General features: G+C 72.0%; 12 protein-coding genes. 7 read left to right on the top strand and 5 right to left on the bottom strand.

Features of this window, described 5'->3' with window-relative positions; translation table 11 throughout:
• Positions 1-74: 74 nt before the first annotated feature.
• The 3 genes from rimO to FB382_RS06185 all read left to right on the top strand — a co-directional run bounded on the left by rimO (position 75) and on the right by FB382_RS06185 (position 10084).
• Entirely contained in the window at positions 75-1502 is a 1428-nt protein-coding gene (gene rimO, locus FB382_RS06175) for a 30S ribosomal protein S12 methylthiotransferase RimO (protein WP_220481573.1), read from the top strand.
• Complete coding sequence (pgsA, locus tag FB382_RS06180; RefSeq protein ID WP_182537662.1) at positions 1499-2122, top strand: CDP-diacylglycerol--glycerol-3-phosphate 3-phosphatidyltransferase; 624 nt, start codon at positions 1499-1501, stop codon at positions 2120-2122. The genes rimO and pgsA overlap by 4 nt, the downstream gene beginning before the upstream one ends.
• A gap of 288 nt (positions 2123-2410) precedes the next feature.
• Positions 2411-10084: an ExeM/NucH family extracellular endonuclease gene (locus tag FB382_RS06185; protein ID WP_182537664.1), complete on the top strand. Its 7674-nt coding sequence runs from the start codon at positions 2411-2413 to the stop codon at positions 10082-10084.
• Between the two features lie 68 nt (positions 10085-10152).
• On the opposite strand, the gene FB382_RS06190 is transcribed toward FB382_RS06185, so the two are convergent.
• The 3 genes from FB382_RS06190 to FB382_RS06200 are packed head-to-tail and all read right to left on the bottom strand — an operon-like array spanning position 10153 to position 13977.
• Positions 10153-11925, bottom strand: a complete 1773-nt coding sequence (locus FB382_RS06190) for a glycoside hydrolase family 15 protein (RefSeq protein ID WP_182537666.1) — start codon at positions 11923-11925, stop codon at positions 10153-10155.
• Positions 11926-11935: 10 nt separating this feature from the next.
• Complete coding sequence (locus tag FB382_RS06195; RefSeq protein WP_182537668.1) at positions 11936-13294, bottom strand: ATP-binding protein; 1359 nt, start codon at positions 13292-13294, stop codon at positions 11936-11938.
• Between the two features lie 5 nt (positions 13295-13299).
• Positions 13300-13977, bottom strand: a complete 678-nt coding sequence (locus tag FB382_RS06200; protein ID WP_182537670.1) for a response regulator transcription factor — start codon at positions 13975-13977, stop codon at positions 13300-13302.
• A gap of 121 nt (positions 13978-14098) precedes the next feature.
• Between FB382_RS06200 and FB382_RS06205 the strand changes: the two genes are divergently transcribed.
• The 4 genes from FB382_RS06205 (at position 14099) to FB382_RS06220 (ending at position 19274) form a co-directional block, all read left to right on the top strand.
• On the top strand, positions 14099-14410 hold the full coding sequence (locus FB382_RS06205; protein WP_182537673.1) for a PepSY domain-containing protein: 312 nt from the start codon (positions 14099-14101) through the stop codon (positions 14408-14410).
• Positions 14411-14430: 20 nt separating this feature from the next.
• The gene (locus FB382_RS06210; protein ID WP_182537675.1) at positions 14431-14922 is read left to right on the top strand and encodes a nicotinamide-nucleotide amidohydrolase family protein; all 492 of its coding nucleotides are present in this window, start codon (positions 14431-14433) and stop codon (positions 14920-14922) included.
• A 54-nt stretch (positions 14923-14976) separates the two neighbouring features.
• On the top strand, positions 14977-15285 hold the full coding sequence (locus FB382_RS06215) for a helix-turn-helix domain-containing protein (RefSeq protein WP_182537677.1): 309 nt from the start codon (positions 14977-14979) through the stop codon (positions 15283-15285).
• A 143-nt stretch (positions 15286-15428) separates the two neighbouring features.
• Entirely contained in the window at positions 15429-19274 is a 3846-nt protein-coding gene (locus FB382_RS06220) for a reprolysin-like metallopeptidase (protein ID WP_182537679.1), read from the top strand.
• Here the strand turns inward: FB382_RS06220 and FB382_RS06225 are convergent.
• Both FB382_RS06225 and FB382_RS06230 read right to left on the bottom strand, forming a co-directional pair.
• Positions 19271-20062 (bottom strand): DNA-formamidopyrimidine glycosylase family protein, encoded by a 792-nt coding sequence (locus FB382_RS06225; RefSeq protein WP_182537681.1) that lies wholly within the window; start codon positions 20060-20062, stop codon positions 19271-19273. The two genes, FB382_RS06220 and FB382_RS06225, sit on opposite strands and share 4 nt — an antisense overlap.
• Positions 20055-24566, bottom strand: a complete 4512-nt coding sequence (locus FB382_RS06230) for an ATP-dependent helicase (RefSeq protein WP_343055504.1) — start codon at positions 24564-24566, stop codon at positions 20055-20057. The genes FB382_RS06225 and FB382_RS06230 overlap by 8 nt, the downstream gene beginning before the upstream one ends.
• Positions 24567-24603: the final 37 nt, after the last annotated feature.

The following is a 24603-nucleotide window of genomic DNA, read 5'->3' on the forward strand; positions in this document are numbered from 1 at the left end:
GCCCCGGCTGGGATACTCGTCGGATCATGACGACGACTTCCCCCGACGAGTCCGTGACCGCCCCGCAGCCGCTCCTGTCCGTGGCCCTCGTCACCCTCGGGTGCGCGCGCAACGAGGTCGACTCCGAGGAGCTGGCCGGGCGCCTGGAGGCCGGTGGCTTCCAGCTCGTGGAGGACCCCGCCGACGCCGACACCGTGGTGGTCAACACCTGCGGCTTCGTCGAGGCGGCCAAGAAGGACTCGGTCGACACGCTGCTCCAGGCGGCCGACCTCAAGGCCCAGACCAAGGCCGGCAACGGCCACACCCAGGCCGTCGTGGCTGTCGGCTGCCTGGCCGAGCGCTACGGCAAGGACCTGGCCGAGTCGCTGCCCGAGGCCGACGCGGTGCTCGGGTTCGACGACTACCCCGACATCGCCGCCCGGCTGCGGTCGATCGTGGCGGGGGAGACCCACCACCCACACACCCCGCAGGACCGCCGTCTGCTGCTGCCGATCAGTCCGGTCGACCGCGCGGCCTCGACCGCTCCGGTGCCCGGCCACGGCCTGGCCGAGATCGGCGCCGGCGCCCCGGCGACCGGCCCCCGCGCCGTACGCCGCCGCCTCGACGACGGCCCGATGGCCCCGCTCAAGCTGGCCAGCGGCTGTGACCGCCGCTGCTCCTTCTGCGCGATCCCGAGCTTCCGCGGCTCGTTCGTCAGCCGCCGGCCCAGCGACGTGATCCAGGAAGCCGCCTGGCTGGCCGAGCACGGCGCCCGCGAGCTGTTCCTCGTCAGCGAGAACTCCACGTCCTACGGCAAGGACCTCGGTGACATCCGGCTCCTCGAGACGCTGCTGCCCGAGCTGACCGCCATCGACGGCGTCGAGCGGGTCCGCGTCTCCTACCTCCAGCCCGCCGAGACCCGGCCCGGCCTGATCGAGCGGATCGCGACGACCCCCGGCGTGGCGCCGTACTTCGACCTGAGCTTCCAGCACGCCTCCGCCTCCGTGCTCCGCCGGATGCGCCGCTTCGGCGACCCCGAGAGCTTCCTCGGGCTGCTGGAGAAGGTGCGCTCCTTCGCGCCGACCGCCGGTGTCCGGTCCAACGTGATCGTCGGCTTCCCGGGCGAGACCGAGGACGACCTCGAGACGCTGTGCGACTTCCTCGTCGAGGCGCGGATGGACGTCACCGGCGTCTTCGGCTACTCCGACGAGGACGGCACCGAGGCGGCGTCGTACGACGGCAAGCTGGACGAGGACGAGGTGCGGGCCCGCACCGAGCACGTGACCGCACTGGTCGAGGAGCTCAACACCCAGCGGGCCGAGGAGCGGATCGGCGAGGAGGTCGTCGTGCTCGTGGAGTCGATCGAGGACGGCGTCGTGGAGGGCCGGGCGGCCCACCAGGGCCCCGAGGTCGACGGCACCACCACCCTCGAGGGCGCCCCGGACGGCGTCGCGGTGGGAGACTTCCTGAGCGCCACCGTCGTCGGCACGGACGGCGTCGACCTGATCGGAGACGTGCGATGACCGAGACCCCCGAGGTGTCCGAGCAGAAGGTCTCCAACTTCAACATCCCCAACGTCCTGACGACGCTGCGGATCGTGATGGTGCCGTTCTTCGGCTGGGCGCTGCTCATCGACGGCGGCGACTCGATCACGTGGCGGCTCGTGGCCTGGCTGCTGTTCGGGATCGCGATGATCACCGACAAGATCGACGGCGACATCGCCCGCGCCCGCAACCTCGTCACCGACTTCGGCAAGATCGCCGACCCCATCGCCGACAAGGCGATCACCGGCATGGCCTTCATCGGGCTGTCCGTCGTGGGCGACATCTGGTGGTGGGTCACGATCGTGGTCCTGCTGCGCGAGTGGAGCGTGACGCTGCTGCGCCTCTCGATCCTCAAGCGGGTCGTGATCGCGGCCAAGGACCTCGGCAAGCTCAAGACGACGGTGCAGGCCATCGCCCTCGCGACCCTGACGCTGCCGCTGCGTGACGGCGACCTGCCGACCGGGCTCCAGCCCCCAGCGGAGTTCGTCTTCTACGCCGCCCAGGTGTGCCTGGCCGTGGCCGTGGGACTGACCGTCTGGTCGGGCTACGAGTTCTTCCGAGACGTGTGGCGCCAGCGCCACGCGATCCGCGCCAGCTGAGCCGACGCGCAGGGCGTTCGGCCCGGAACTCCCTCTGACCTGCGGAGTCTGCAACTTCTGACATTTCGCCGACCCCAGAAATGTCAGAAGTTGTCATCAGGAATTCGGCGGAGCCCCTCGGTGGAGAGTGTGGCGCTGATTACAGTGTGCCGACTCCCGGGCTCAGGTGCTGCTCTCGGGATTCCCCTCGCACCAACCCCCTCGCACCACACCCCCTCGCTGCTGTCCGCTCGGGCCGGACGGGGCTCATGCCTGCGCGCCTGCGCGCGCTCTCGAAAGGTCACTCGAGTGTCCCTGCTCCACCGGCTTCGCGCCACCCAACCGTCCGTACGCCGTGGGGGGATGCTCACGCTCCTGCTGGCCGTCGTCGTCTCCCCGCTCGCCGGCCTGGCCGCGCCCGCGCAGGCGAACACCGCGGGAACCGGGCTCGTCATCAATGAGGTGTTCGGTGGAGGTGGCAACACGGGAGCGCCCTACAACGCAGACTTCGTCGAGCTGTTCAACCCCACCTCGAGCCCCATCTCCCTCTCCGGCATGTACTTGCACGCTGCCAACGCCAGCGCCGTGGGCAGCTCGTCCTATGCCGGAAGCCCGTTCGCACTGAGTGGCACCGTGCCGGCAGGCGGCTACTGGTTGGTCCAGGCGTCGACGGCAGGTGCGAACGGTGCAGCACTCCCGACTCCCGACCAGTCGGTGAACTTCTCCATGGGCGCGGGCGCGTTCTCGGTCTCGCTCTGGAGCGGCTCCACTGCCTCGTCCGCTTACACCACGACGACCGGAAACTTGGTTGGCACAGCGGGCCTGGTCGATCTCGTCGGTGTCGGTGCCAAGGACTACGAGACGGCTCTCGTTGGCTCGGCGCCGAGCGCGACTCTTTCTGTCCAGCGCAAGGCCTCACATGCCGACACGGACAGCAACCTCGCCGACTTCAGCGCTCTGGCGCCGACCCCCAAGAATCACGACACCATCGAGAGCGGCGGACCGTCCCCGCTCGCCCTGGCCGCCATCTCCAACGTGAAGACGCTCGGCGGCAAGTCCGTGAGCATCCAGGCCCAGGCGTCTGGTGGCACGGGGACCAAGGCGTACTCGCTCACGGGCGACCCGAGCACGGGCGGCCTCGCGATCGACCAGACCGGCGCGATGTCCGGCACCCCGACCGAGGGCGGCACCTACCACCTGACCGCCACTGTGACCGCAGGCTCGGAGACGGCGTCGCGGACCTTCGACCTCACCGTCGTCGCCCTCAACCACGCAAACCACGTCCTCGTCAGCGAGGTGTGGGGCGACGGCGGCTACACCGACGCGCCGTTCTCCAACGACTACATCGAGCTCTACAACCCGACCGCCAACCCGGTGAACCTCAGCGGCTGGGCGATCGCGTACGGCGGCTTCCGTCGTAGCGCGGGGCCCGTCCCGACCTACCCGCTGACCATCACGGGTTCGGAGACGATCCCGGCCGGTGGCTACTACCTGATCCTGGGTCAGAGCGACCCGAACGGCGGCGGTGTCCCCCTTCCGGATGCCGATGCCACCGTCGACATCGACTACAACGGCTTCGACTACCGCGACGGGTTCGTCGCGCTGGTCGACCGGACCACCCCGCCGGACCTTCCCGCGGGCGACATCAACGCCGCGGCGAGTGCCCAGCACGTCGTCGACGCGGTCGGCTACGGGCCGGCCAACACCTTCGAAGGCTCCGCGCAGACCGCGGCCACCAGCAGTGAGACCGCCGCGATCCGTCAGCCCGTCGACAACGACAGCAACGACAGCAACCTCGACTGGGTCCTCGGCGACCCGACGCCGACCAACTCCGACGGCGTCGTCGGCAACACCGGCAAGGTCGTCCTGCCCACCACCTGTGACTCCAGCCTGCCCGCGAACCCGACGATCGCCCAGGTCCAGGGCACCAATGCGGTCTTCTCGCCCTACATCAACTGCACCGTCACCACCACCGGCGTGGTGACCGCCGTCTACAACCGGGGCTTCAGCACGGCCGGCGCGGCGACCTGCGGCCAGTGCGGGTTCTACATCCAGACGCCGGGCATGTCCTCGGACACCACTCCGGGCGCCTCCGACGCCGTCTTCGTCAGCGTGAGCAGCTTCACCGGCATCACCGTCGCGATCGGGGACTCCGTCCGGGTCACCGGCAAGGCGAACGAGTTCGGCAGCGGTGAGACGCTCACCCAGGTGACGGCCACGGCCACCAACATCACCAACCTGGGCGCCAGCCCGACGGCGGTCGTCATGCAGGGTTCCGCCCCGACGACGTACGCGGCCCGCGAGGCCCACGAGGGCGAGCTCTTCCAGCCCACCGACGTCGTGCTGACCGACACCTACAACCTCGAGAGCCAGGGCGAGCTCGGTCTCGCCGCCGGCGCCCCGACGGGTCCGGTCGCGACGGCGCTCGACGGCGTCTCCGAGGCGCCGCTCCAGCAGCCGGGCCAGATCTGCCGTGACGGCGACTCGCCCTGCATCCAGGCCGCGCAGGCCGACGTGAAGAACCGTGGCTACTTCCTCACGGGCGGCACGACCTACCTCGGCTCCTCCAACATCTCGACGCCGAACAAGTCGAAGAACTCCGACATCCCCTACCCGTTCATCGACAAGACCCACTCGGCTCGCGTCGGTGCGCAGGTCACGTTCTCGAAGGGTGCGGTCCTCGATTTCCGCAACAAGAAGTGGTACCTCAACCCGCCGCGTTCGGTGGTCGCGTCCGGTTGCTCGGCCGCCGCGCCGCACTCGGGTTGCCAGGTCGACCGGGGCGAGGACGTCGTCACCTTCGAGGACACCCGCGCCGACAACGCCGCCCCGCGCCCCGTGCCGGCCGGCAGCAACATCCGGTTCGCGACGTACAACGTCGAGAACTTCTTCTCGGTGCCCATGGACCAGTACGCCGCGGCGAACCCCTGGTACGCCTCGTCCGGTCCGGGCTGTGAGTACAACCTCGACCGCAACGGCACCGGCATCCAGGCCAAGCAGTGCACCAACCCGACCGGCATGTCCACCGCCTGGGACCCGGTGACCGGCGCCGTGACGGCGTACGGCCCGGCCCTCGCCAACGCTCCGCGTGGCGCCGGCCGCCAGGAAGACCTGGACCGCCAGACGCAGAAGATCGTCACCGCGATCAACCTGCTCGGCGCCGACGTGGTCGCGCTCGAGGAGATCGGCAACCCGAACAAGCTCAAGATGGGTGTCACCAACTCCCCGCTGAACCCCGACGTCCACAACACCAAGGACCAGGGCCAGGGCACGGCGATGCAGTGGCGCGACGCCACGGTCTCCTACCTGGTGGACCACCTCAACGCCGGCCTGCCGGCCAACCAGCAGTGGGCCTTCGCCGCCTCGCCGGAGGAGACCACCGACTCGACCTCGGTCCCGGGCCTGTGCGCCACGGTCCAGCCCAACGGCACTCCGGTGCCCGGGCCGGCGAACCTCCGCGGCACGTGCTCCTACGCCTCGGGCATGGACGTCATCCGCTCGGCCTTCATCTACAAGAAGACCACGGTGATCCCGGTCGGGCAGGGCGACCTCGACCTGCCGGGCTACACCGTCAACGGTGTCCCGGACCCGTGGGGCAACCACGTGTTCGCCGACGGGTCCCCGTTCGACAACGCCCGTGAGCCGCTCGCGCAGTACTTCAAGCCGCTCGGCGCGAAGAACGACGAGGGCTTCGCGCTCATCGTCAACCACTTCAAGTCGAAGGGCGACGCGGCCGCTCCGGCCGGCCCGGCCAGGGGTGGCGACAAGAACGACCCGCTGCACGGCGCGTTCAACGCCTCCCGAATCGCGCAGGCGAAGGAGGTCATGCGCTTCGCGAACGCCTTCGCTGCGAAGTGGCACACCGACAAGGTGTTCATGCTCGGTGACTTCAACGCCTACTCGGGTGAGGACCCGATCCACGCGATCACCGACGCGAACGACACCGAGGACCCGCTGGACTTCAAGGAGATCCACTCGGACGACCCGAACGACACCAGCTACGTCTTCACGACGAAGGTGAACGGCATCGGCTACGGCGGCGCCGGCTCGCTCGACCACATCCTGGCCAGCGCCGGAGCCCGGGAGACGCACCCGCGCACCGACATCTGGGAGATCAACGCAAACGAGTCCGACGTCTACGACTACGGCCGGTTCAACACCAACGCGACCGACTTCTTCGACGGCAGCGTTCCGTGGCGGGGCTCGGACCACAACCCGGAGGTCATCGACCTCACGCTGCCCAGCGCGGGTGCGGACCGGAAGGTCACCGACGTCCAGATCCTCGGGATCAACGACTTCCACGGCCGCCTGATCGCGGACTCGGCCGACGGTGGCGCTGCGCCGCTCGCCGGCGCGGTCAAGTCGCTCCGCGGCATCTACGGCGCGGACGAGACCGTCCTCGCCTCGGCCGGCGACAACGTCGGTGCGTCGATCTTCGAGTCCTTCACCCAGGAGGACAAGCCGACCCTCGACGCGCTCAACGCGATGAACCTGCAGGTCTCCTCGGTGGGCAACCACGAGTTCGACCGCGGTGTGGGCGACCTGCTCAACCGCATCGAGCAGCCGAAGAGCGAGACGAACCCCTACGGCGCGGACAACCCGTTGACGTGGGGCGACTACCTCGCGGCCAACGTGGTCTGGAAGGACTCGGGCGACGGCCACACGGCCGGTGACCCGATCACCGCTCCGACCAAGATGATCACGGTCCCGAACCCGCTCTCCGGCACGCCGATCAAGATCGGCTTCGTCGGCACGGTCACCTCCGACCTGCCGTCGCTGCAGAGCCCGGCGAACCTCGAGGGCGTCACCGTGCTCGACAACGCCGACACGATCGCTGCGGTCAACGGCTACGCGGCCGACCTCAAGGCGCACGGTGCCAACCTGGTCGTCCTGCTCACCCACGAGGGTGCGGCGACGACCGACTGCAGCACCATGAAGACTGCCGGGACCGCGTTCTCGACGATCCTCAACGGCCTCGACGACGAGGTGGACGCGGTCCTGTCGGGCCACACCCACCTCGAGTACTCCTGCTCCTTCGCCAAGGGCGCCACGGACAGCAACCCGCTGACCACGCGTCCGGTGATGCAGGGCGCGTCGTACGGCACGGCGATGGACCAGCTGGTCTACAGCTTCGACGCCGACAACAAGCCGGTCGACCTGATCGCCAACAACGTGGGCGTGAAGGGGCCGAACGGCGCGCTGTTCAGCTACGGCCCGGACGCCGATGTCCGGCCGATCGTCGACCAGGCCATTGCCGACTCCGCGGCCGCCGGTGCCCGGGTCCTCGGCACGATGACCGCTCCGATGTACCGGTCGAAGCTGAGTGACGGCACCGACAACCGCGGTGGCGAGTCGGTCCTGGGCAACCAGGTCGCCGAGATCCAGCGCTGGGCGACGCGCGGAGCACAGCAGGGTGGGGCGCAGATCGCGTTCATGAACCCGGGTGGCCTGCGCGCGGACGCGCTGGGCACGCCGAACGGCGACGTCTACGACCTCACCTACCGTGAGGCCGCTGATGTCCAGCCGTTCGCCAACGAGCTCGTCAACATGAAGCTCACCGGCGCGCAGATCAAGAAGGTCCTCGAGGAGCAGTGGCAGCGCGACGCCTTCGGGAACATCCCGGCACGTCCCTTCCTCAAGCTCGGCATCAGCAAGGGCTTCACCTACACCTACTCCGAGAAGCAGGACCCGGCGAAGCCGACCGGCGCCATGCTCGGCACGGTGACGGGGATGTGGCTCGACGGCGAGCCGATCGACCTCGACGCCACCTACTCGGTGACGGTGAACTCGTTCCTCGCCACCGGCGGTGACAACTTCTGGGAGCTCAACAACGGCAAGGACAAGCTCGACACCGAGCAGACCGACCTGCAGGGCCAGGTCGACTACATGAAGCAGTACGCCACCGAGCCGCTCCGGGTCGACTCGTCCCAGCGCGGAGTCCGGGTCACCTTCCCGGCGGAGGCGCCGACGTCGTACGCGCCGGGCGCCACGGTCTCGTTCGACCTCGCCTCGCTCGACCTGAACTCCCCGGGCGCGGTCAAGGACGACACCGTCAAGGTCCTCGTGGGCGACCAGGTCGTGGCCTCCGACGTGCCGGTGACGCACGGCAACGGCACGAACCCGGACGACCACTGGGGCACCGCATCGGTGTCCTTCGTCCTGCCGACCGGCATCCCGGGCGGACAGCTCCACGTCGTCGGCGACACGACCGGCACGGACGTGCTGCTCCCCGTCGCTGCCGACGAGGGACGGACGGCCACGACGGTCTCGGCCGAGGACGAGACGGTGTCCTACGGTCAGCCGGCGACGCTGGACATCAGCGTGAGCCCGTCGGCAGCGACCGGGACGGTCACGGTGAAGGAGGGCTCGACCGTGCTCGACACGGTGGACGTCTCCGACGGCGCCGCGACCTTCACGTCGAGCAGCCTCCCCGTGGGGGTGCACACCCTGACGCTGCGCTACAGCGGCAGCGCGAGCCACGCGCCGTCCAGCTCCACGGTGACCGTCACGGTCACCAAGGTCGAGTCGACGGTGACGGCGGAGGCAACGCCGGTGTCGGTGGCTCCTGGTGGGACCAGCACGGTGACCGCTCACGTGGCGGCGACCGGGGTGACTCCCTCGGGCTCGGTGACCTGCTCGGCTCCGGGCATGGACGACACCACGGGCACGCTCAACGACAGCGGTGACGCCACCTGTGTCGTGGGCCCGTGGGGCACGGCCGGGGACCGGACCGTCACGGTCAGCTACGCCGGTGACCAGGTCACGGCTCCGGGCAGCACCACCACGACGGTCACGGTGACCAAGGCGACGCCGACGATGAGTGCGACGGCCAGCCCGACCTCGCTGGTCCGGGGCGCCGACACGTCGACCATCACGGTCACGCTCACCTCGGCGGCCGACCAGCTCGGGGGCACCGTCACCTGCGACGACGGCTCTCCGGCCGACGTCCCGGTGACCGACGGCACGGCGACCTGCACGGTCGGTCCGTTCGCCACCACGGGTGACAAGACGGTGACGCTCACCTACTCCGGCGACGCGGACAACGCCGCTGCGAGCACCACGGTGGCGCTCTCCGTGACCGCGCCCACCGGTGGTGGTGGCGGTGGCGGTACGCCGACGCCGGTCGACACCACGGTCACGGGCTCGGCCAACCCCATCACCTGGGGCAACGGCGGCACGGTCTTCGTGACGGTGAAGTCCACCAAGGACACCACCGGCAACGTGGAGCTGCGCGAGGGGTCGACGACCATCGGCACCGCCAGCGTGGCGACCGACGGCACGGCCACCGTGCTGATCCCGGCCAAGTCGCTCGCCGTGGGCAGCCACACGCTGACCCTCGCCTACGCCGGTGACGCCGCCAACAAGGCAAGCACGGGCACGGTGACGGTGACGGTGAACAAGGCGTCCTCGACGACCACGGTGGCCACTGCCAACCCCGGCACGGTCAAGGTGAAGAAGGGCACGGCTACGGTCGCCGTCACGGTCTCGTCGGTCGACGGGGTCGTTCCCACCGGCACGGTCGAGGCGCTCGTCAACGGCCAGGTCGTCGGCACCGCCACGCTGTCCGGTGGCTCGGCCACGCTCCAGGTGGGTCCGTTCGCCCAGGTGGGCGAGCAGACGATCACGATCCGCTACAGCGGTGACGCGAACGTCTCGGGCTCGCAGGGCACGACCTCGGTGAAGGTGGTCAAGCAGAGCTCCAAGCTGACCGTCAGCCACTCCCCGAGCCGCGCCAAGGCCGGCAAGACCAGGGTGACCCTGCAGATCGGCCTCGTGGTCGACGGGACGCCCGCCAACGGCACGGTCCGCGTCGAGCTGCCGGGCGGCGACGTCCTCAAGGTGCAGGTCGAGAACGGCCAGGGCTCGGTGAAGCTGCCGAAGTTCGACAAGCCGGGCAAGAAGACGGTGGTGCTCACCTACAACGGCTCGGACACGGTGGAGAAGTCCCGCGCCACCGACGTGATCGAGGTCGTGAAGGGCTGATGCCCCGCTGATCCACGCAACACCGACCCGCCCGTGCTCACGGGCGGGTCGGTGTCATTTCGTGGGCATCATTTCGTGGCCGACAGGTCGAACGCGGCCTGGACGAGGGCGAGGTGGCTGAACGCCTGCGGGAAGTTGCCCGCCATCCGGCCCTCGCCGACGTCGTACTCCTCCGACAGGAGGCCCACGTCGTTGACCAGGCCGACCAGCCGGTCGAACAGCGCGTGGGCGTCGTCGGTGCGTCCGGCGGCGGCGTAGGCCGAGACCAGCCAGAACGAGCACGCCAGGAACGGGTGCTCGTCGCCGCTGAGCCCGTCGACGCCGGACCCGGTGCGGTAGCGCAAAACCAGGCCGTCGCGCAGCAGGTCCGCCTCGACGGCGGCGATCGTGCCCAGGACCCGGGGGTCGTCGCCGTCGAGGAACCCGACCAGGGGCAGCACCAGCAGGGACGCGTCGACCTCGGTGGTGGCGTAGTGCTGGGTGAAGGTGTTGCGGTCGCGGTCGAAGCCCTTGTCCAGGACCTCCTCGCGGACCCGGTCGCGGACGGCGCGCCACTCCTCGACCGGGCCGGGCAGGTCGTGCTCCTCGACGGCGCGCACCGCCCGGTCGAAGGCGGCCCACACCATCACCCGCGAGTGGGTGAACCGCTGCGGCACGCCCCGGATCTCCCACAGTCCGTTGTCGGGGCGGTCCCAGGTCCGCGCGAGCTGGTCGACGAGCGCCCGCTGCAGCGCCCACGCGTTGTCGTCGGGGCCGCGTTCGGCGGTGCGGGTGTGCTCGAGGGCGATCATCACCTCGCCCAGCACGTCGGCCTGGTGCTGGTCGACCGCCCCGTTGCCGATCCGCACGGGCGTCGAGCCGGCATAGCCGGGCAGGTGGTCCAGGGTGTGCTCGGGCAACCGACGTGCGCCGTCGACGGCGTACATGATCTGCATGTCCTGGGGGTCGCCGGCGACCGCGCGCAGCAGCCAGCCGCGCCAGAGGTCGGCCTCCTCGGTGTAGCCGGCCCGGATCAGCGAGCTGAGGGTGAGCGCGGCGTCGCGCAGCCAGCAGTAGCGGTAGTCCCAGTTGCGCTCGCCGCCGAAGTCCTCGGGCAGCGAGGTGGTCGGCGCGGCCACGATGCCACCGGTCTGCTCGTGGGTGAGCAACCGCAGGGTGAGCAGCGAGCGGCGTACGACGTCGGCGTGCGGCACGTCTGCGGGGCACCGGCTCGCCCATTCCTCGTCCTGATCGATGGTGGTCCGGATCCGGTCCTGGAGGTCGCCGAGGTCGTCGAGCTCGACGTGCGAGGGGAGCCAGGTCGTGGAGAAGACCAGCTCATCGCCCTCGCAGACCTCGAACTCGTCGTTGTGCCGGTGATCGGTGGCCACGGGCAGCCGGGGGCCGCGCAGGATCAGCTGGTCGGGGCCGCCGACGGCGGTGATGACGTGCTCGCCGCCGATCTCCCGGCGCCGCACCCACGGCCGGACCTTGCCGTAGTCGAGACGGACCATCCACTCGTGCCGGATCCGGACCGTGCCGCGGACACCGGTCAGGCGGCGTACGACGTCGGCGCGGCCGTCGCCGCGCGGCATCAGGTCGGTCAGGGTGATCACGCCGTCGGCGGTCGTGAACGTCGTCTCCAAGACGCTCGAGCCGTCCACGTAGCGGCGCTCGGAGGTGAACTCCTCGACCGGGCAGAGCTGCCAGTGGCCGTGGTCCTCGGTGCCGAGCAACGCTGCCAGGCAGGCGTCGGAGTCGAAGCGGGGCAGGCAGAGCCAGTCGATGGAGCCGTTGCGGCCCACCAGGGCGGCGGTACGTCGATCGCCGATGAGCGCGTAGTCCTCGATGGGCAGGGCCATGCCGGTGAGGTTAGGCGACGGGCCCAGCCGGGAGCAGCAGGACGAAGTGCGCGCCGGTCGCGCCGTCGTCCGTGTCGACCTCGAGCGACCCGCCCGCGCGCTCGGCGAGGGTGCGAGCGATGGCGAGGCCCAGGCCGCTGCCGGTGGTGTGCCGCGAGCGGGACGCGTCGCCGCGGTGGAACCGGTCGAAGATCCGCTCCCGATCCTCGGGCGGGACGCCGGGGCCGTCGTCGAGGACGTCGAGCCGGGCCCAGCCATCGGCAGCGCTGTCGACGGAGGTGACGCGCAGCTCGACCCGGCTCCTCGCGTGGGCCAGGGCGTTGTCGAGCAGGTTGCGCACGATCCGGCGCACCTCGGTGTCGTGGCCGAGGGCGGGGGCGGCCGACACCCGGCTGGTGTCGATGGTGACCCGGCCGGTGGTCCGGGCGCGGGCGGCCTCCTCCAGCACCACGTCCTCGAGGTCGAGCAGGGTCGGCGCGGCTGCGGACGGTCCGGAGTCGGCCGCGGCGAGGACCAGCAGGTCTGCGACGAGCCGCTCCATCTCCTCGGTGGTCGCGAGCACGTCACGGGCCAGGCCGTCCTGCGACACGGTGAGGGCGACCTCGAGCTGGGCGCGCTGGGCGGCCAGCGGGCTCTGCAGGTCGTGGGACACGTCGGCGACGAAGTCGCGCTGCCGCCGGGCCGAGGACTCGAGCCGGCCGAGCATGCCGTTCATGGTGTCGGCGAGCCGGCCGACCTCGTCGTCGACGCCCGACCCGGGGACCCGGGTGTCGAGCCGGTCCTCGGTGATCGTGTCGACCTGGGCCCGGATCCGGTCGATCCGCCGCAGCGCGCCACCGAGGACCAGCCAGGTGCCGAGCCCGAGCAGCAGCACGGCCAGCGGGACGCCGACGTACAGGGAGCGCCGCAGGGTGTGGGTTGCCTCGTGGACCGACTCCAGGGCGGTGCCGACGTAGACGACGACCGGGCCGTCGGGGGAGTCCCCGGTGGCGGCCCACAGCCGATAGGTCTCCGTCTCGGCGTCGTCGGGCGCGCGGACGGTCTCGACGACCAGCCTGCTGCCGGGGTCGAAGTCCGCGATCCGGCCCTGGCTCCGGACGTTGGGCGAGGCGGCCAGGACGCGGGACCCGTCGGCGGTGACGACCTGGGCGACGCCGTTGTCGTCGAGGTTGGTCAGCGTGTGCGGCAGGTTGCCCGACGCGGCGAGGGCGAGCAGGTCGCGGACCCGGGACTGCGCCAGGTCGTCGGCGCCGGAGCGGAGGTGGGCGTCGAGGGTGACGACGAGGGCGATCGAGCCGAGCACGAGGGTCAGGCCCGTGATGAGGGTGGCCAGCAGGGTGGTGCGGGTGCGGAGGGTGAGGGGGCGCATCGCGGTCACCCGCTCTCGGGGTCGAGCCGGTAGCCGACGAGCCGCACGGTCTGGAGGCTGCTCCGGCCGAAGGGCTCGTCGATGCGCTGCCGGAGCTGGCGGACGTAGACCTCGACGATGTTGGGGTCGCCGTCGAAGGAGAAGTCCCAGACGTGCTCGAGGATCACCTGCTTGGACACCACGTCGCCGACCCGGCGCATCAGGAACTCCAGCATCGAGAACTGGCGAGGCGTGAGGTCGACCCGGGTGTCGCCGCGCCAGGCCTGGTGGGTGGCCGGGTCGAGCCGCAGGTCGCCGGCCTCCAGGACGGCCGGCCGCTCATGGCGGCCGCGCCGGGCCAGCGCCCGCAGCCGGGCGACCAGCACCATGAAGGAGAACGGCTTGGCCAGGAAGTCGTCGGCGCCCGAGTCCAGGGCCCGGGCCTCCTGCTCGGGACCGGAGCGGGCGGTCAGCATCAGGATCGGCGTCCAGTCGCCGGCCTCCCGGCGGCGCGAGCACAGCTCGTCGCCGGCGAGCCCCGGCAGCATCACGTCGAGGACCAGGGCGTCGTACTCGTTCTCCTGCGCCAGCCACTCGCCCTCGGACCCGTCCAGGGCCACGTCCACGGCGTACCCCTCGCCCTCGAGGCCGCGGCGCAGCGCGGCGGCGAGCTGCTTGTCGTCCTCGACGACCAGGATCCGCATGCGCCCAGCGTGGCACGGTCGCGCTGAAGACCGGCTGAATCCCCGCTGAACCCGGTTGCCCGTTCAGGGTGGCTTCAGCGGCGCCGCGGGAGGGTGGGCGAAACCAACGAGAGGAGACCCCATGAGGAAGTCCGTGATCATCGGCGCCGCCGGCCTGGCCGTGGCCGGTGCCGTGGCGGCCGGCGGGGTCGCCGTGGCCGGCAACGGCGACGACGGGGCCGCGAGCCACCAGTACACCCAGGCCCAGGCCGACGCCGCGAAGAAGGCCGCCCTCGAGGCGACCGGCGGCGGGACCGTCAACAGCGTCGAGAGCGACACCGAGAACGGCGCGACCTACGAGGTCGAGGTGACCAGGACCGACGGGCACACCGTCGACGTCCGCCTCGACGAGCACTACGGCGTCGTCCTCATCGAGGGCGACTCCGAGGGCTGAGGCACCTCTAGGATCCGGGGGTGACCCCGGATCCCGTCGCCGACGTGCACCGCCTCCTCGCCGAGCGGGGCGCGACCGTCGCCACCGCCGAGTCCCTGACCGGAGGCCGGCTGGCCGCGCTGCTCACCGGGGTGCCGGGCGCGTCGGCGACCTACGTCGGGGGAGCGGTCACCTACGCGACCGCGCTCAAGGTCTCGATGCTCGGCGTCCCCGAGACGCTGGTCGCCGAGCACGGCGTCGTGTCCGCGGAGTGCGCCCGGGCGATGGCCGAGGGGATGCGCCGGGTCGCGGGAGCGACGTACGCGCTGGCCACGACGGGGGTCGCCGGCCCCGACCTGCAGGAGGGCAAGCCCGCCGGCACGGTGTACGTTGCCCTCGCCGGGCCGGCCGGGTCGGAGGTCCTCGAGCTCGAGCTGACGGGGGACCGATGGGCCGTCCAGGACGCGACCTGTCTGCGTTGTGTCGAACTTCTCCGGTCTGTCCTCGTGAGGGAAGAAACCACTCTCGGGTAGCGTTGGGCCAGCACGTCGTGCTCGGACGGTGTGGACAGGTGAAGGGAGACGCGCATGGTGCTGTTCCGTCGGCTGCTCGGCGACGTCCTCCGGGACCGTCGCATGGAGCGCGGGATGACGCTGCGTGAGGTCTCCGCGGGGGCACGCGTGAGCCTGGGCTACATCTCCGAGATCGAGCGCGGCCAGAAGGAAGCCTCCTCCGAGCTGCTCGCCTCGCTGTGCTCGGCGCTCGACGTCCCGCTGAGCGACGTGTTGCGCGAGGTCTCCGACGCCGTTGCCGTGGAGGAGGCCGCGGTCGCCGCGACGCCGATCTCCGTCACCGTGCGCAGCCGCCCCGGCGAGGTCGTGGCCTCCGCCGCCTGACCGCTGGTCCGGGCGCTGGTCCAGTCACTCCCATCGCGTGACACCACTCACGTAACCGCGATCTACTGCCTTCGTTGGGCTGGCGACGGCGACCGCCGTCGCGTGTGACGCGCCGCTGTGCGCCGGTTCGTGGGGGTTGTTCCATGGTCGCTCGTGCTGCCCGGTTGCTCGTCCTGGCCCTGGCAGTGGCCTTCCTGCCCGTGGCGCTCGGAGCCCCGGCCCCGGCGGCCACCCGCGACGCCGGGTCGCTCTTCATCCCGCTGCCGCACCAGGCCCTGACCAAGGGGGACCGCACGCGGGTCGCGCCCCGCCACTACGAGGCCTACCGGGTCGACCTGGCCGGCGTGCGGTCCGCGCTGGCCGCCGCGCCGGGCGAGGGCGCCGTACGCCGTGGGGCGGAGCCGCTGACCTTCTCGGTGCCCGACCCGGCCGGGCACCTCGAGAAGTTCGCCGTGCAGCGCGTCTCGGTCATGCAGGCCGGTCTCGCCGCCCGCCACCCCGAGCTGCGCACCTACGCGGGCCGCGGCATCACCGACCCGCTCCGCACGATCCGTCTCGACGTCACGCCGATGGGCTTCCACGCCTCGGTGCGCAGCGTCGACGGCCGCGCGTCCTGGTACGTCGACCCCGCCACCAACGTGCGCGGCACGACCACGCACCTCAGCTACGTCGGCTCGGCCGTGCCGGCGCCCGAGCGGTTCGTCGAGCGCGAGCTCGCCGCGACCGCGCAGCAGGCAGCTGCTGGCGCTCCGTCCCTGGCCGGCCCCAACGGTGCCGTGACACGCAAGACCTTCCGGCTCGCCCTGCTCACGGACCCGACGTACGCCGCCTACTTCGGCAGCGCCAACGTGCTGGCCGAGAAGGTCACGCTCATCAACCGGGTCGACCAGGTCTACAACGACGACCTCGCCATCCGCTTCGTGCTGATCGACGCCACCGACAAGCTCAACCTGGACACGAAGGCGAAGGCGACCGAGCCCAACGGGCCGTGCGGCGCCAACGCCTGCTTCTCGCCGGACTTCTTCTACGCCGACGGCACCGCCGGGGACACGCCCGACGGGTGCACGGGCCCGCTGCTGACCCGCAACGAGTTCGTGCTCGGCCAGCTGGTCGGCGCGGACACCTTCGACGTCGGCCACATCGGCCTGGGCGTGAACGGCGGCGGCGTCGCCGGCCTCGGCGTGGTGGGCGGCGCCAACAAGGCGGAGGGGTGCACGGGCCTGCCGTTCCCCAAGGGCGACTTCTACGCGATCGACTACGTGGCCCACGAGATGGGCCACCAGATGGGTGGCAACCACACGTTCAACGGCACCGAGAACAACTGCTCCCTGACCAACCGCAACGGCGGCACCTCGGTCGAGCCCGGCTCGGGCTCCTCGGTGATGGCCTACGCCGGCATCTGCGACCAGGACGACCTGCAGCCGCACTCCGACCCCTACTTCTCCCAGCGCAGCATCGACGAGATCTCCGCGACGACCGACGCGGCGCCGGGCAGCGAGAACGAGGTGCAGACGGTCACGCTCGCCGGCTTCGACACCGACGGCGACTCCTTCCAGCTGACCTACCCCGGGCACGACCCGGTGACGATCACCCGCGGCGGCGTCGGCTACACCGCGCTGCAGGTGTCCGCCACGATCAACACCCTGACCGGGTGCCGGCCGACGCTGACCGGCTACGACTCCGGCAGCCCCCAGCTCAGCGACAAGGGCTTCTCGGCGACCTTCAACAACGGGGTGGGCTGCCGGCTCACGGACCTGTCCCGGATGGGCGTCGGCACCACGACCGGTGGCGTCACCGGGTTCGTCGGCGTGCAGGTCAACGGTGGTCCCGACACCAACCAGGGCGACCAGAGCGCCACCGGCAACCACGCCCCGGCCGTCGTCGCGCCCGCCGACAGGACGATCCCGGCGCAGACGCCGTTCACCCTGTCCGGCTCCGCGACCGACTCCGACCCCGGCACCACGCTGACCTACCTGTGGGAGCAGAACGACACCGGCAGCCTGTCGCCCACCGGCGGCACCGGGCTCGTGGACAACACCAAGGCCGACGGCCCGCTGTTCCGGGTGTTCGGGCTCCGCGCCGACGTCTCGACCGCGCAGGCCCTGACCTCGCCGGCGCCGGGGGAGAACCTCGCCACCACGTCGGGCTCGCGGACCTTCCCCGACATGGCGCAGGTCCTCGCCGGCAACACCAACGCCAAGACGGGGACCTGCCCGGCGGCCCCGGTCGACCCGAAGGCGAAGGTGCCGGTCGCGGTCGTCGACTGCTACTCGGAGTTCCTGCCGACCGCCGACTACGGCGGCCTGGCCGGCGGCACCCTGCACTTCCGGCTCACCGCGCGCGACGGCTTCCCGACCGGCGGCGGCGTCCAGCACGACGACGTCGCGCTGGTCGTCGACAGCTCGGCCGGTCCGTTCCTCGTGACGTCGCGGGCCACGCCGTCCGCGCCGACGACGGGCGGCACCAACGAGAACGTCACCTGGGACGTCGCGGGCACTGCTGCCGCCGCCCTGGCGCCCAACGTCCGGATCCTGCTGTCCGCCGACGGCGGCCAGACCTTCCCCTACGAGCTGGCGGCCAGCACGCCCAACGACGGCAGCCAGTCGGTGACTTTGCCGATGGTCAGCACCAACCGGGCGCGGATCAAGATCGAGGCGGTCGACAACTACTTCTTCGACGTCAACGACGCGGACTTCACCATCACCTCGCCGTTCGCGCTCGGCTCCTCGATCCCCGACCAGTCGATGCAGTACGGCGACGGGCCGGCCACGACGCCGACCACCTCCGCCTTGAGCAACAACGTCGACGGCGACCAACTGGCCGCGACGCTCAGCGGCGTGCCGGGCCTGACGGTCACGGCCACGCCGACAAGTGGGCCTGGTCAGCGCCCGGGCACCGCGAGCTTCGCGATCGGCGGCGTCGCCGACGTCGCCCCGGGCACCTACACGGCGACGCTGACCGTCAAGGAGGGCAGCGCACCGGACGCCGCGGTGGCCACCGACGCGTTCACGGTCACCGTGACTGCCGAGGGCGCGACGGCGTCGTACACCGGACCGACGGAGGCCAACACCGCCGTGGGCGACACGACCGTCCAGGTCCCGTTGAGCGCCACCATCGGCCAGCCGGCGGACGGCTCGCTCGGTGACATCACACTCGCCTCCGTGACGTTCAAGGACCGCACCACCGGCAAGACGCTCTGCGTCGCGCCCGTCACCGGCGGCGGTGCCGGCGGGTCGGGCACGGCCGCCTGCACGGCGACGCTCACCCGGACCGGCCCGTCGACGAGCTACACCGTCGGCACCGTCGTCGGCGGCCGTTTCCTGCGGGACAACGCGGCCGACAACACCTTGGTGACCGTCACCTCGAACGATCCGTCGGACCACCAGGCACCGTCGACGACGATCACGTCGGGCCCGGGGCCGTTCGTGCTGGGCTACCAGACGGCGATCGGCTACGCCTCCGACGAGGCCGGCACGTTCGAGTGCTCGCTCGACGGTGACGACGTCGACTGCGCCGGGTCGGGGACGACGCTGCGCAGCCTGACCACCGGGACCCATGTCTTCCAGGTGGCGGCGCGCGACGAGGCCGGCAACGTCGACGCCACGCCGGCCCGGCGGGTCTTCGTGGCGCCGTACTCCGTCGGGCAGGTCAACCGGGCGACCGACGGCTGGACGCGCAAGCACACGAGGGCGGCCTATCGGGGCGGCTACCTGACCACGTCCGCAGCCGGTCAGGCGCTGACCCGGCACGGCGCGAACGTCAGGCGGATCGCCCTCGTCGTCGGGACCGGGCCGGGCTACGGGCGGGTCGCGGTGCTCTTCAAGGGCCAGCGGCTCGCCGTGCTGGACCTGGCCGCGGCACAGGCACGCGGCAAGGTGCTGATGGACGTCGCCACGCTCGGTCACGCCACCAGCGGACAGGTGCGGATCGTCTCCCTCGACGACAAGCCGGTGCGGATCGAGGGGCTCGGCCTGCTCGAGCGGCCCTAGGACGGAGCCGGCTGGCAGGACGGGCACCAGTAGGACGCCCGCTCGCGGCCGGCCGGCCCCACCATCGCGACGAGGACGGTCGTGCCGCACCGGCGGCACGGCCGGTCGTCGCGGCGATAGACCCAGAGCGGCTCGCGCAGGTTGCCGGTCGTCGACTGGGTCGCGCGCTCCTTGTTGACCTCCAGCATCTGTTTGGCCCGCCGCACCAGGCGGGTCAGGTCCGGGACCTGCCCGATCGGGGTGCGCGGGTGCACGCCGCTGGTGAAGCAGAGCTCCGCCTGGTACATGTTGCCGATCCCTGCCAGCGCCGTCTGGTCGAGCAGCGCCTCGCCGACGGGTCGCGCCGGGTCTGCGAGCAGACGGCGCAGTGCCTCGGCCTCGTCCCAGTCGGGACCGAGCAGGTCGGGCCCGAGGTGGCCGACGACGGACTCCTCCTGGTCGCGGGGGAGCAGCTCGACGATGCCGAGCTGGAAGCCGACCGCGACGGCCCTGGCGGTGGTCAGCACGACCCGGGCCTGGTGGACCGGTCGCCTCCAGCGCTCGCCGGGCCGGTGCACCCGCCAGGCGCCTTCCATCTTCAGGTGGGTGTGCAGCGTCCAGGCCTCGTCGTCGCGCTCGATGCGGGTCAGCAGGTGCTTGCCGCGGGAGACCGTCGCCGTGACGGTGCCTCCGGCGAGGTCGGACGTCGCGAGCTGCGGGACCCGGAAGTCGGTCGCGGTCAGCACCTGGCCGGACAGCGACCGGTCGAGCAGCCGGGCCGCGCGGAAGACGGTGTCGCCCTCAGGCACGGATCCGCAGGCCCTTCGGGGTGGAGACGAACCCGGCGGACTGGAGCGCAAGGCGCAGCGGGGTGGTGCCGGAGCCGAGCAGCTGCTCGCCGTCGACCTTCTCGACCGTCATCCGGCCCAGGCTCCCGCGTCGCGCGGCGTCGGCCAGCGACTCGGCCGCCGGGGCGAGCAGGTCGGGGTCGTCGGTCCAGGTGAGGAGGGTGCGGCCGCCGCGCTCGACGTACAGCGTGAGCGCGCCGTCGACCAGCACGACGAGGGCACCGGCCTTGCGGCCCGGCCGGTGGGTGGCCTCGCTCCCGGGCCAGGGCAGCGCCGCGCCGTAGGGGTTGGCCGGGTCGGTGGCCGCGAGCGCGACAGCGGTGGGCTTGGCGTCGGGGGGCACCTCGCTGAAGGTCCGCAGCCGGTCGATCGCCCCGGAGGTGCCGAACTGCGCGGCGCCGAGGCCGCTGACGAAGTAGCCGCGGCGGCAGCGCCCGGAGTCCTCGAACGCGCTGAGCACCTTGTAGACGGCCGCGAAGCCGCCCGGCACCCGCTCGCTGACGACGGCGCCGCGGATCACGACCCCGTGGCGGTCGAGCAGGCGCTCGGCGGTCGCGTGCGCGCGGCGGGTCGGGTCGGTGTCGATCTCGGGGAGCAGCGCCCAGCGCCCGGCCGTCTCGGGGGGACCGGTGCGGGCCGGCATTCGGCGCCCGCCGGTCGTCGAGGCCATCCGCACGCGCGGCGGTGGCCGGCGGCTGCGGTGGCTGGGGGTGCCGCCGCGGGTCAACGCGCGCAGCGGCGTGAGGGTGTCGTTGCTGATCCGGCCCGACCACACCAGCTCCCACAGGGTGGCCGCGAGCGCCTTGTCGTCGGTCGAGCCGACCGCGTCGGAGAGCTGCCGGAAGAACCAGGCACCGCCGGGAGCCAGGGCGTCGAGAACCGACTGATGGAGCTCGGAGTGCTCGAAGGGCGCGGGCTCGGGGAGGGTCAGCGCCGCCTGGTCGGCGAGGTGCAGGCTCACCCAGCCGTCGGTCCCGGGGAGGCTGCCGTGCCCGGCCCAGATCACCTCGCCCGAGGCGGTGAGCTCGTCGAGGTAGGACGGCTCGTAGTCGCGGACCCGGGAGGAGAGGACCAGCGGCTCCAGCGCCGAGGCCGGCACGGGACAGCCGGCCAGCTGGTCGATGACCGACAGGACGCCGTCGACGCCCCGCAGGCGGCCGCCTACGTGCTGCCACGCACTCAGGAAGCGGCCCAGCGACTCGGGCTCGACCGGCTCGACCTCCTTGCGGAGCCGGGCCAGCGAGCGGCGACGGAGCTTGCGCAGCACCTCGGCGTCGCACCACTCCGAGCCCGCCCCCGACGGCCGGAACTCGCCGTCGAGGACCCGGCCGTGGGCGGCGAGCCGCTGCAGCGTGTGGCGTACGACGGCGGGCCCGAGCCCCAGCCGCGCCGCGACGTCCTCGGTGGTGAAGGGTCCGTGGGTGCGGGCGTGGCGCGCGACGACGTCGCCGAGCGGGTCCTCGACCGGGTCGGTGAACGCGTCGGGGGTGCCGGGCGGGACGGGCACGCCGAGACCGTCGCGGAGCCGGCCGATGTCCTCGATGCCGGCCCAGCGCTCCTCGCCGGCGACCCGGACCTCGACGATCCGGCGGCTGTCGGCGAGCGTCGCGAGCCAGGAGCCGACCGGAGCACCCTCCTCGCTGCGCAGCGCGACCTCGTCGGTGGTCAGCGGACCGAGCAGGCGCAGCATGTCGGCGACGCCCTCGGCGTCGCGGGCGCGGCGGTCGGGGGCCAGCCGCTGGAGCTCGGCCTCGACCTCGGCGAGCACCTCGGGGTCGAGCAGCTCGCGGAGCTCGGCCCGGCCGAGCAGCTCGGCGAGAAGCCCCTGGTCGAGGGAGAGGGCGGCGGCCCGGCGCTCGGCGATGGGGGAGTCGCCCTCGTAGACGAACTGGGCGACGTAGCCGAAGAGCAGGCTGCGGGCGAACGGCGACGGCGTCTGCGTGGCCACGTCGACGACCTGCACCTCACGGCGGTCGACCTGCCCCATCAGCCCGACGAGGGCGGGGAGGTCGTAGACGTCCTGGAGGCACTCGCGGACGGCCTCGAGCACGATGGGGAAGGAGGGGTACTTGACGGCGACCTCGAGCAGCGCGGCCGAGCGCTGGCGCTGCTGCCACAGCGGGCTGCGACGACCGGGGTCGCGGCGGGGGAGCAGCAGGGCGCGGGCCGCGCACTCCCGGAACCGCGCGGCGAACAGCGCCGAGCCGCCCACCTCCTGGGTGACCAGGTCGTCGATCTCGCCCGGCTCGAAGACGATGACGTCGCCGCCCGGCGGCTCGGCGTCGGTGTCGGGGATCCGGATCACGATGCCGTCGTCGGAGGCCACGGCCTGGCCGTCGACGCCGTAGCGCTCGCGCAGCCGCGCGTTGATCGCCAGTGCCCACGGGGCGTGGACGGGGGTGCCATAGGGGGAGTGGACGACCAGCCGCCAGTCGCCGAGCTCGTCGCGGAACCGCTCGACCAGCAGCGTACGGTCGCTGGGCAGCACGTTGGTCGCCTCGAGCTGCTCGGTGAGGTAGGTGACGAGGTTGCCGGCGGCCCACTCGTCGAGACCGTTGTCGCGGGCCCGCTGCCTGGCCTTGTCCGGCGGCAGGGCACCGAGCTCGCGGGTGAACTCGCCGATCGCCGCACCCAGCTCGGCGGGCCGACCGAGGCTGTCGCCCTTCCAGAACGGGAGCCGGCCGGGGATGCCGGGGGCCGGCGTCACCAGCACCCGGTCGTGGGTGATGTCCTCGATCCGCCAGCTTGTCGCGCCGAGCGCGAAGATGTCGCCGACGCGGGACTCGTAGACCATCTCCTCGTCGAGCTCGCCGACCCGTCGACCGGGCCCCTCGCCCCCCACGAGGAAGACGCCGAACAGCCCGCGGTCGGGGATCGTGCCGCCGCTGGTGACCGCCAGCCGCTGTGCGCCCGGCCGGCCGGTGAGCGTGCCGCCGACGCGGTCCCACACGATGCGGGGGCGCAGCTCGGCGAACTCGTCGGAGGGGTAGCGACCGCTGAGCAGGTCGAGCGTGGCGTCGTACGCCGAGCGCGGCAGCTGGGTGAACGGCGCCGCCCGCTTCACGAGGGCGAACAGGTCGTCGACACCCCAGGCGTCGAGCGCGGTCATCGCCACGACCTGCTGGGCCAGGACGTCGAGCGGGTTGGCCGGGACGCGGAGCGACTCGATCGCGCCGGTGCGCATGCGCTCGACCGCGACGGCGGTCTGGGCGAGGTCGCCGCGGTGCTTGGGGAACAGCACGCCGCGCGAGACCTCGCCGACCTGGTGGCCGGCGCGACCCACCCGCTGGAGGGCGCTGGCCACGCTGGGCGGGGACTCGATCTGGACGACGAGGTCGACCGCACCCATGTCGATGCCGAGCTCGAGGCTGCTGGTGGCGACCACGCAGGGGAGCCGGCAGCGCTTGAGGTCGTCCTCGATGAGGGCGCGCTGCTCCTTGGAGACCGAGCCGTGGTGGGCCTTGGCGATCACGGTCTCCGCGCCGGCGCTCGCGCCGGACTGCGCCATCAGCTGGGCCGGGCTCGCGTCGCGCTCGAGGTCGACCCCGGCCCGCTGCGTCGCGATCTCGTTGAGCCGCGCCGTCAACCGCTCGGCGAGCCGCCGCGAGTTGGCGAAGACGATCGTGGAGCGGTGCTGCTCGACGAGGTCGACGACGTGCTCCTCGACGTGCGGCCAGATCGAGGTGGAGCGCTGCGGGTCGCCGGACTCCTCGTCGTACTGATCGGGGGCGGTCATGTCCTCGACCGGGACCACGACCTTGAGGTCCCACTGCTTGGCCGAGGGCGGCGAGACGATGTCGACCGGGGCGCTGCCGCCGAGGAACCTGGCCACCTCCTCCAGAGGTCGGACCGTCGCGGAGAGCCCGATGCGCTGCGCGGGCCGCTCCAGCAGCGCGTCGAGGCGCTCGAGGGTGACCGCGAGGTGGGCGCCGCGCTTGGTGCCGGCGACGGCGTGGACCTCGTCGAGGATCACCGTCTCGACGCCGCGCAGCGACTCGCGGGCCTGGCTGGTGAGCATCAGGAACAGCGACTCGGGCGTGGTGATCATGATGTCCGGCGGGCTGGTCACCAGCCTGCGTCGGTCGGCGGCGGACGTGTCGCCCGACCGGACGCCGACGGTGACCTCCGGGACCGGCGAGCCCAGTCGGTCCGCGGTGTGGCGGATGCCGGTCAGCGGGGCGCGCAGGTTGCGCTCGACGTCGACACCCAGCGCCTTGAGCGGGGAGATGTAGAGGACGCGGCATCGCTGGGTCCGGTCCTCCGGCGTGGGCGTCGTCAGCAACCGGTCGAGGGACCACAGGAACGCGCTGAGCGTCTTGCCGGAGCCGGTGGGCGCCACCACCAACGCGTGCCGCCCGGCCCCGATCGCGTCCCACGCCCCCACCTGGGCAGGCGTCGGCTCGGCGAACGCCGCACCGAACCAGGTGCGGGTCGCCTCGCTGAAACGGTCGAGGGGACTGGCCACCTGCTCATCCTTGCGCACGGCACCGACAAGGGGTCCG

The sequence above is a fragment of the Nocardioides ginsengisegetis genome (assembly GCF_014138045.1).
Lineage (GTDB): Bacteria > Actinomycetota > Actinomycetes > Propionibacteriales > Nocardioidaceae > Nocardioides > Nocardioides ginsengisegetis.

What these genes read in the sequence shown, in the direction of transcription:
- FB382_RS06190 (WP_182537666.1), bottom strand. Translation starts at nt 11,925, where the DNA reads ATGGCCCTGCCCATCGAGGACTACGCGCTCATCGGCGATCGACGTACC.
- FB382_RS06200 (WP_182537670.1), bottom strand. Translation starts at nt 13,977, where the DNA reads ATGCGGATCCTGGTCGTCGAGGACGACAAGCAGCTCGCCGCCGCGCTG.
- FB382_RS06215 (WP_182537677.1), top strand. Translation starts at nt 14,977, where the DNA reads ATGGTGCTGTTCCGTCGGCTGCTCGGCGACGTCCTCCGGGACCGTCGC.
- FB382_RS06205 (WP_182537673.1), top strand. Translation starts at nt 14,099, where the DNA reads ATGAGGAAGTCCGTGATCATCGGCGCCGCCGGCCTGGCCGTGGCCGGT.
- FB382_RS06220 (WP_182537679.1), top strand. Translation starts at nt 15,429, where the DNA reads ATGGTCGCTCGTGCTGCCCGGTTGCTCGTCCTGGCCCTGGCAGTGGCC.
- pgsA (WP_182537662.1), top strand. Translation starts at nt 1,499, where the DNA reads ATGACCGAGACCCCCGAGGTGTCCGAGCAGAAGGTCTCCAACTTCAAC.
- FB382_RS06195 (WP_182537668.1), bottom strand. Translation starts at nt 13,294, where the DNA reads ATGCGCCCCCTCACCCTCCGCACCCGCACCACCCTGCTGGCCACCCTC.